Source organism: Blastomonas sp. UPD001 (genome assembly GCF_003426715.1).
Classification (GTDB): domain Bacteria; phylum Pseudomonadota; class Alphaproteobacteria; order Sphingomonadales; family Sphingomonadaceae; genus Blastomonas.
In genome coordinates, this window is the sequence record NZ_QKVT01000001.1 from 2,258,371 (window position 1) to 2,267,371 (window position 9,001).

Genomic DNA, 9,001 nt, shown 5'->3' on the forward strand with positions numbered 1-9,001 from the left:
CGCTTGCCATCAACCTGCTGGCGCTGGCGCTGCTGGGCCTGGCCGCCGCAGGGATGATCGCGCTCACCGGCGCGACGCTGCAATGGCTGTGCATCGCCATCGGCTATTATGCCGTGTTCTCCTGGGCGAGCTCGCTGCGCGCACGCGACAGGGCGACCTTCGCCTTGATCTGGGGATCGCCCGCCTTTCTCTGCACGATCCTGGGCTATGGCTGCGTCGCCTTCCTGTCCTATGCGACCACCGCCTTCGGGCCGACCTATGCCGCGCAGGTGCTGGGCGAGGAGACCGCGAAGATCGGATTCTGGATCGGCGGCTTCGGCGCATTGGGCGGGTTCCTCGGCGTCATCCTGGGCGGACGCATGTCCGACTGGCTGCGCGCGCGCAGCGAATCGGGGCGGATCATGGTGATCGCCTTCGGCCTCATCACCCCGGTGATCCCGGTGATCCTGGCCTATACCACCGCCAACGACCCCAATTCGGACGCCGATTTCATCCGGTTCACCGTGTTCGCCTCGCTCGCCAACATGTTCGCGAGCTCGGCGCTGGGCGCGGCGGCCGCGACGACGCAGGATCTGGTGATGCCCCGGATGCGCGGCACCGCGACCGCGACCTTCTTCCTCGCCACCACGCTGTTCGGGCTCGCGCTGGGGCCGTATCTCGCCGGGCAGATGTCGGTGATCTCGGGCAGCCTCTCGACCGGCGTGCTCTCGATCCTGGTCATCGTGCCCGTGGGTCTCACCCTGCTGGTCTTCGCCTGGCGGCTGGTACCGCTGGCCGAGCGCACCGTGGTCGAACGCGCGCGGGCTGCGGGCGAGGAGGTATGAAGGCCGGGCGATGGAACCTGCCTGCAGACCAGACCGTAGAAGCGCGCGGATGGTGCCGCATATAACCAAGTTGAATTCCGCAAGAGGCAACGGTAACGACGCTGCTCCACAGCCCGTTCAGGGCTTCATTCTGGGCAGCCCAATGCTGCGCAGCCAGTCCGGGAAGCTGACCGTTCCATGACCCATATCTTTCACCCCACCAGCCTTCGCGAATATGACATTCGCGGCATCATCGGCGAGACGCTGGGCGAGGCCGATGCCTATGCGATCGGGCGCGGCTTTGCGACGCTGATCGCGCGCGCGGGCGGCCAATGCGTGGTGGTCGGCTATGATGGCCGGGTCAGCTCGCCGGTGCTCGAAGCCGCGCTCATCCGGGGGCTGAACGACAGCGGCGTCGATGCGATCAGCGTCGGCATGGGTCCCACGCCCATGCTCTATTATGCCGAGGCCGTGCTAGAAGAGGCGGATGGCGGCATTCAGATAACCGGCAGCCATAACCCCGCCAATTATAACGGCTTCAAGATGGTCTTTCAGGGCCGCCCGTTCTTCGGTGCGGATATCCGCAAGCTGGGCGAGATGGCCGAAGCGGGCGACTGGGCCGAGGGAACCGGTTCGTCGCGGCAGATCGATATCCTCGATCGCTATGTCGACCGGCTGGTCGAGGATTTCGGCGGCACTGCCGCGCGCATCGGCTGGGATTGCGGCAACGGCGCGGCGGGCCCGGCGGTGGAAAAGCTGGTCCAGCGCCTTCCGGGCGAACATTTCACCCTGTTCACCGACGTTGACGGCAATTTCCCCAATCATCATCCCGATCCTACCGAGGAAAAGAATCTCGCCGATCTGAAGGCGCTTGTCGCAGACAAGAAGCTCGATTTCGGAGTGGCTTTCGACGGTGATGGCGACCGGATCGGCGCCATCGACGGCCAGGGCCGCGTGATCTGGGGCGATCAGCTGCTGAGCATTTACGCCGAAGCGGTGCTGAAAGACGTGCCGGGCGCGACGATCATCGCCGATGTGAAGGCGAGCCAGGCGCTGTTCGACCGGGTGAGCGAACTGGGCGGCCAGCCCCTGATGTGGAAGACCGGGCACAGCCTGATCAAGTCCAAGATGAAGGAAACCGGCTGCCCGCTGGCGGGCGAGATGAGCGGCCATGTGTTCTTCAAGCACCGCTATTACGGTTTTGACGATGCGCTCTATGCCGCCGTCCGGCTGATCGAGGCGCAGACGCTGCTCGGCAAGTCGGTGACCGAGATGCGCGGCGCGATGGCGCCGATGATCAACACGCCCGAAATGCGCTTCCAGGTGGACGAGAGCCGCAAGTTCGCGGTGGTCGATGAGGTGCTCGAGCGCCTGTCGGCCGCAGGTGCGAATGTCAACGCCACCGACGGCGCGCGCGTCAACACCGAGGACGGCTGGTGGCTGCTGCGCGCCTCGAACACGCAGGACGTGCTGGTCGCCCGCGCCGAAGCGCGCAGCCAGGAAGGGCTCGACCGGCTGATGGCGCAGATCGACGAACAGCTTGCCGCATCGGGCCTCGCCCGCGGCGAAAGCGTCGGGCATTGAAGGGAAACACCATGGGTTCGATCGAGAGTTTCCGCGCCGAGCGCAGCGTGCTTGTCACCGGCGGCGCGGGCTATATCGGCAGCCATGCGGTGCTGGCGCTGAAGGATGCCGGCTGGAAGGTGGCGGTCATCGACAATCTGGTGACCGGATTTCGCTGGGCGGTGCCCGATGACGTGCCCTTCTACGAAGGCGATATCGCCGATGGCGATCTGCTCGCCCGGATCATTGCCGAGCAGCAGATCGGCGCGATCCTGCATTTTGCCGGGTCGGTCGTCGTGCCCGAATCGGTGAGCGACCCGCTCAAATATTACAGCAACAACACGGTGAAGAGCCGCGCGCTCATCGAATCCGCCATCCAGGGCGGGGTGAAGCATTTCATCTTCTCGTCCACTGCCGCCACCTATGGCACGCCCGATCGAGACGGCCCCATCCCCGAAGATACGGCGCAGAAGCCGATCAATCCCTATGGCACATCCAAGCTGATGACCGAGTGGATGCTGCGCGACGTCGCCTTTGCGCATGACTTCAACTATTGCGCGCTGCGCTATTTCAACGTCGCCGGGGCCGATCCGCAGGCGCGCACCGGCCAGTCGACTGCGGGCGCCACCCACCTGATCAAGGTCGCGGTCGAGGCCGCGCTCGGCAAGCGCGAGAGCGTTGCGGTGTTCGGCACCGATTTCGACACCCCCGATGGCACCGGCGTGCGCGACTATATCCATGTCAGCGATCTGGCGCACGCGCATGTCCTGGCGCTCGAGGCGCTGGTCGAGAACCCGAAGGAAAGCCATTTCCTCAATTGTGGCTACGGTCACGGCTATTCGGTGCTCGAGGTGCTCGATGCGGTCGACCGGGTGACCAACCGCAAGATCGTGCGCATTCTGTCCGATCGCCGTGCGGGCGATCCCGCCTCGCTCACCGCCGACAGCAGCGCGATCCGTGCGCGCTTCGGCTGGGAGCCTCGGCACGACGATCTCGATACCATCGTCACCCACGCGCTCGCCTGGGAACGCCGCCTGAGCGAGCGGGCCGACTGAGCATGGCCGAGGTATCTGCCAGCAAGCTCGCCACGCGCCAGGTCGAAAAGCCTTGGGGTCGGGCGGTGCTTCCTGCTCCGTTCCGCAATCCGGGCAGCGAGAAAATCGGCGAGATCTGGTTCGAGGCGGAAGCGGGTCCGGCGTTGCCGCTGATGATCAAATATCTGTTCACCAGCGAGAAGCTGTCGATCCAGGTGCACCCCAGCGACACCCAGGCGCATGCCATGGGGCTGGCGAGCGGCAAGGAAGAATGCTGGCTGGTGCTCGATGCCGAGGCCGGCGCATGCCTGGGCATCGGGACGCAGCGTCCGCTGTCTGAAGACGAACTTCGCGCGGCAGCCTTGTCGGGCGAGCTCGAGGCGCTGATGGACTGGAAGCCGGTGCAGCGCGGCGACTTCTATTACATCCCGGCGGGCACGGTGCATGCGATCGGCGCAGGCGTGAGCCTGATCGAGGTGCAGCAGAATGCCGACATCACCTTTCGGCTATACGATTACGGCCGCCCGCGCGAGCTTCACCTCGACGATGGTGTCGCCGTATCGCGCGCTGCGCCCTATCCGGCGCAGCTGCACCGCAAGGTCGATTTCGCAGTGGATCAGATGCTGGTCGATGGACCGCTCTTCTCGCTGCTGCTGACAGGCGACGCCGATGCGAAGCTGGACGGCACCGGTCCGCTGATGGTGATTCCGGTCGAGGGCAGCGTCACGATCGATCGCGACGGCACGACCATCACGGTCGGCGCGGGCGAATGCGCCGCCATCGACAGCGATATCCGCCTGTCATCCAGCCCCGGCGCGCGGCTGTTGCTGGCGCGAGCCAATGGATAAGAGAGTTTCATGACCCAGATCGTTCCCGTCATCCTGTCCGGCGGATCGGGCACGCGGCTCTGGCCGCTGTCGACCGACCACAGCCCGAAGCAGTTTCTCGCGCTGGCGTCCGATCGGACGATGTTTGCCGACACGCTCGCGCGCACGGGCGACGCGAGCCGCTTCGCCGCGCCGCTGATCATCGGCGCCGAGCGGCATGCCGCGCTGATGGAGGCCGAACTGGACGGCGAAGCGCATCGGGGCGCGCGCATCATCCTCGAACCGAGTGCGCGCAACACCGCGCCCGCGATCGCGCTGGCCGCGCTGGCGGCCGGCGGGGGCGATGCGGTGATGCTGGTGATGCCGAGCGACCATGTGATCCTGGATCTGCCGGCCTTCCTGGCTGCGGTCGATACCGCGCTTCCGGCGGCGCGCGATGGCTGGCTGGTGACCTTCGGAATCGAGCCGACGGGTCCGGAAACCGGCTTTGGCTATATCCGCATGGGCGATGCGCTGGAGGAGGCCCCGGGTGTGCGCAAGGTCGAGCGCTTCATCGAGAAGCCCGCGCGCGACAAGGCCGAGGCGATGCTCGCCGAAGGCAGCCATTCGTGGAACGCCGGCATCTTCCTGATGCGCGCCGACCGCTATCTCGCCGAACTGGCGCGCCATGCGCCCGGGATGGACGCGGAGGCACGCGCCGCGCTGGACGGCGTGGACCTGGCCGCGCGGCTGATCCGCCCCGATGCCGACCGCTTTGCCGCCTGCCCCTCCGATTCGATCGACTATGCGGTGATGGAGCGCGCCGAGCGCGTGGCCATCGTCCCCGTATCGTGCGGCTGGTCCGATGTCGGCAGCTGGGATGCGCTCGCCGAGATCGGCAATCCCGATGCGGGCGGCAACACGGTGTCGGGCGATGCCATTCTGATCGACACCCGCGGCTGCCACGTGCATGCCGACGGCATCACCGTCACCGCATCGGGCATCGAGGACCTGATCGTCATCGCCAACGGATCGCACGTCATGATCGTGCCCAAGGGCCGCTCGCAGGACGTCAAGAAGATCGCCGAGGCACTCAAGACACGCAGCCAGGGCTAGCGCCCGTCCACCCTTGCCGAGCAGGTCCAGCTTTTTTCAGCCGTATAGTCCCGGCAGCTGCCGGGAAGCCGCGCCGTCCGGATCGAACTAGAACGCGTTCTTGTGGAACACCACGAACGCCGTGCCCAGCAGGATGCGGATGTCCGACATCAGGCTCCAGCTCGACACATATTCGAGGTCCGATTGCAGGCGCATGGTGAGATCGGTCTTCTGCTCGGTCGCACCGCGGAAACCACGGATCTGGGCAAGGCCGGTCAGGCCGGGCTTGACGACGTGGCGCTGCCAGTAGCGCTGATCGATATCCCAGAACAGCGCGTTTTCCGCGCGGGAGCCAAAGGCATGCGGACGAGGACCGACAAGGCTCATGTCGCCCGAGATCACGTTGAGTATCTGCGGCAGCTCGTCGATGCTGGTGCGGCGCAGGAAGCCCCCGACCCGGGTGATCCGGTCGTCGTCGCGCGAGGTCGAGCGGCTGCCATTGGCGTCGCACTGCTCGGTGCGCATCGAGCGGAACTTCCAGATCATGAAGGGCCGGTTGCCCAGACCGATCCGCTCCTGGCGGAAGAAGATCGGCCCGCGGCTGTCGAGCTTGATCGCGATGGCGACCAGCGCGAAGAAGGGCAGCAGGAAGGGCAAGGCCGCCAGCGAGATCGTCAGATCGAAGGCGCGCTTGATCATCTGGTGGTTCCAGGCCATTCGGCCGCTGTTGAGCAGCAGGCTGGTATGCCCCGACCGTTCGGAGATGCTGAGCGCGGCAAAGCTGTCCAGTTCGGGCACCACGATCTCGCAGCGGACGTCGAGCGTCTTGAGCGCCAGCGCCCAGGCTTCGCGCGCCGCCGGTGCGCAATGGATGACGACACGGTCCATTCCCTTGGCGAGCGTGCCGAGGCGGTTGACCGCGACGGCGCTCGCCAGATCGGGATGCAGCCCCATGGAGCGCGCCTCGATGGCACCGGGGCCCGCGCCCGGGCCCATCGGGACGCCGTCATAGATGCACAGGATCGCATAGACGCCTTCGTCGAGGCGCTTGCGGAAGACGAAGCGCGTCAGGCTGCGGGTCAGGAACAGGCCGGCAAGGCTGAACGTGACGCCGAGGAAGAAGACGCCGCGCGAGAATTCCGCACCAATCTTCATGAAGAAGGCGATCAGCAACAGACAGCCAGCGGCGACCACCAGCGCGCCCGCGGCCGCCGTGACCCCGGCCGTGAGGTTGAGAACCTTGCGGGTGTTGTGCGCGTTGTTGTTGAGCGAGAACAGCAGGAAAAGCGGGACGCACACCGCGATCATGTTGAGGGCGTGGTCATTTTCCAGGCTGCCGAGATAGACCAGGCTGGCCAGTACAAAACCTCCCACGATCGACACCACATCGGCGGTCAGCGACAACAGCGACATGAACCCGCGCAGCCGCTTGCGCCCCTTGAGCGCATCGAGCCGCACCAGCGTATCGAAATCAACGCGATCGGCACGATCGGTCCGGATCGGGCTTGGGTCGAGATCCTGTCCGGTCAGAACGACCGGCGAGCCGATGGCAACGGTTTCCTTGGCGGTGTGCATATTATGTTTTTGCTCCGATGACAGGAATCATGTTGCGCCCGTTGCGGACCTATTACGCGATCCTGCTGCAATGCACAATAGGCACCGCCTGCGGCCTGTCCCGGCTAACTATCGGCATGTCGATGGAATCAGAAGCGGGGCCGATACCGGCGTGAAAGTCACGCCTGGAGCATCCAGTCGAGCGTTTCCGAGAGCTGCTTGGGCTCCCAGTCCGGCAGCAGCTGCCGCAAAAGGCCAGGATCGCCAGCGAGAATTTCGACCTCGTTGGCGCGCATGAAAGCAGGATTGGTCGCGATCTCGATCTCGTGGCCAGTCAGTTCGGTCGCCATCGCGACAATTTGGCGGATATTGAAAACCCGACCGCTGCAGACATTGACGACGGGCGCTGCGGGCGGGTCGAGGCTGAGTCCGCAATAGGCCGCCACAACCGATCGCACATCGCCAAAATCGCGAGCGACATCGATATTCCCTAGCGTGATGATCGATTCGCGCCGACGGAAATGACCGACAATCTTGGGGATGAGATACTGCTCTTCCTGACCGACACCGGTATAGTTGAACGGTCGAACCATGGTCATCGCCACGCGGTCCGCCCAGAAGCGTGCGCCCAATTCCATGGCCCATTTGCTCACCGCATAATGATTGGCCGGGTTTGGCGGCGTGGATTCGTCGAGAAAGCCGCCGGTGCTGTTGCCATAGATATTGGCGCTGCTTGCGATCAGGACATGCGCATGTGGCGCATGTCGGGCCACCGCCTCCAGTAGATGGAAGGTACCGAGCTGGTTGACCCGATAGAAGGGGTCAATCCCGGCCGCGCCAACAAAGGCAATGGCTGCCAGATGGATCACCCGGTCCGGCCGGACCCGGGCGATCTCTGCATCGACGGCATCGACATCGGTGATGTCGCTGGCAAAAGAAATGACCTCGCACCCGCGCGAGCGCAATTCGGCGACCAGATAGGTGCCGGTAAAGCCCTCCGCCCCGGTAACAAGGATCCGCATCAGAACGAGAAGCCCCGCGTGTTGCGCTCTATGTCGGCGGTCACCATCAGGCGGCACAGTTCCTCCAGCGAGGTGCTGCTCTTCCATCCCAGCAACCGCTCCGCCTTTTCGCCGCTTCCGATCAGCAGATCGACCTCGGCCGGGCGATAATAGCGTGGGTTGATGCGCACGAGCTGGCGTCCGGTCGCCGGATCGATGCCCACCTCGTTTTCTTCCTTGCCGCTCCATTCGATCTGCACGCCGATTTCGGCAAAAGCCAGCGTTACGAAATCGCGTACGGTTACAGTGCGGTTGGTCGCCAGCACGAAGGTTTCCGGTTCATCGTGCTGCAGCATCAGGCGCATGCCTTCTACATAATCGCGGGCAAAACCCCAGTCGCGCTTCGCATCGATATTGCCGAGTTCGAGCACATCGGTCTTGCCCAGATGAATCTTGGCGACGGTGTCGGTGATCTTGCGCGTGACGAATTCGCGCCCGCGCAGCGGCGATTCATGATTGAATAGAATGCCGCTGGTGCCGAAAATGCCATAGCTTTCGCGGTAGTTGATCGTCATCCAGTGCGCATACAGCTTGGCGACGCCATAAGGACTGCGAGGATAGAAAGGAGTTTCTTCGGTCTGCGGAATGGCCTGGACCTTGCCGAACATTTCGGACGTCGAGGCTTGATAGAATTTGATCTTGGGATTCACGATGCGGATCGCTTCGAGCAGGTTGGCGACGCCGAGGCCGGTGATCGCGCCAGTGGCGAGAGGCTGGTCGAACGACACGCCGACAAAGCTCTGCGCTGCCAGATTGTAGACTTCCTCGACCCCGGTCGTGTCGAGCAGCCGGATTGCCGAACCCATGTCGGTCAGATCATATTCGACCAGATGCAGATTGGGGTGCTTGTCGATGCCCAGCTCTTCCAGCCGCCAGAAATTGACGGAGGCGGTTCTCCGATAGGTGCCGTAAACCTCATAGCCGCGGCCAAGGAGATTTTCAGCAAGATACGCGCCATCCTGCCCCGTAATACCAGTCACCAGTGCTTTCATATTTTCCCCAATCGATATGGATTATTGTATCTTTTGCTCGATCACCGGATCAACAAAAGACATGGTTGAGCATAAGCTGCCAATAATGGCATC

8 protein-coding genes are annotated in these 9,001 nt (G+C 64.0%); 5 read left to right on the forward strand and 3 right to left on the reverse strand.

Translation table 11 applies throughout. The annotated features are described in order from the left end of the window. The 5 genes from DM995_RS11465 to DM995_RS11485 all read left to right on the forward strand — a co-directional run. On the forward strand, positions 1 to 824 hold an 824-nt coding region (locus tag DM995_RS11465), incomplete at its 5' end, for an MFS transporter (protein ID WP_502696587.1). A 177-nt stretch (positions 825 to 1,001) separates the two neighbouring features. Continuing rightward, positions 1,002 to 2,387 carry a phosphoglucomutase/phosphomannomutase PgmG gene (gene pgmG / locus DM995_RS11470; protein ID WP_116969512.1) on the forward strand — a complete coding sequence of 462 codons (1,386 nt, stop codon included), beginning with the start codon at positions 1,002 to 1,004 and terminating at the stop codon, positions 2,385 to 2,387. An 11-nt stretch (positions 2,388 to 2,398) separates the two neighbouring features. After that, positions 2,399 to 3,421 carry a UDP-glucose 4-epimerase GalE gene (gene galE / locus DM995_RS11475; protein ID WP_116969513.1) on the forward strand — a complete coding sequence of 341 codons (1,023 nt, stop codon included), beginning with the start codon at positions 2,399 to 2,401 and terminating at the stop codon, positions 3,419 to 3,421. 2 nt (positions 3,422 to 3,423) lie between these two features. Beyond that, positions 3,424 to 4,248 (forward strand): class I mannose-6-phosphate isomerase, encoded by an 825-nt coding sequence (locus DM995_RS11480; RefSeq protein ID WP_116969514.1) that lies wholly within the window; start codon positions 3,424 to 3,426, stop codon positions 4,246 to 4,248. Positions 4,249 to 4,257: 9 nt separating this feature from the next. Beyond that, positions 4,258 to 5,322 (forward strand): mannose-1-phosphate guanylyltransferase/mannose-6-phosphate isomerase, encoded by a 1,065-nt coding sequence (locus DM995_RS11485; protein ID WP_116969515.1) that lies wholly within the window; start codon positions 4,258 to 4,260, stop codon positions 5,320 to 5,322. Between the two features lie 87 nt (positions 5,323 to 5,409). Here DM995_RS11485 and DM995_RS22315 read toward each other — a convergent pair whose 3' ends face one another. From DM995_RS22315 to gmd, 3 genes are all read right to left on the reverse strand, one after another. Further along, positions 5,410 to 6,876: a sugar transferase gene (locus tag DM995_RS22315; protein WP_116969516.1), complete on the reverse strand. Its 1,467-nt coding sequence runs from the start codon at positions 6,874 to 6,876 to the stop codon at positions 5,410 to 5,412. Positions 6,877 to 7,034: 158 nt separating this feature from the next. Further along, positions 7,035 to 7,877, reverse strand: a complete 843-nt coding sequence (locus tag DM995_RS11495) for a GDP-mannose 4,6-dehydratase (RefSeq protein WP_116969517.1) — start codon at positions 7,875 to 7,877, stop codon at positions 7,035 to 7,037. Continuing rightward, a complete protein-coding gene (gene gmd, locus DM995_RS11500; protein WP_116969518.1) occupies positions 7,877 to 8,908 on the reverse strand; it encodes a GDP-mannose 4,6-dehydratase in 1,032 nt (343 codons plus the stop codon). Before gmd ends, DM995_RS11495 begins: the two co-directional genes overlap by 1 nt. Between the last annotated feature and the right edge of the window lie 93 nt (positions 8,909 to 9,001).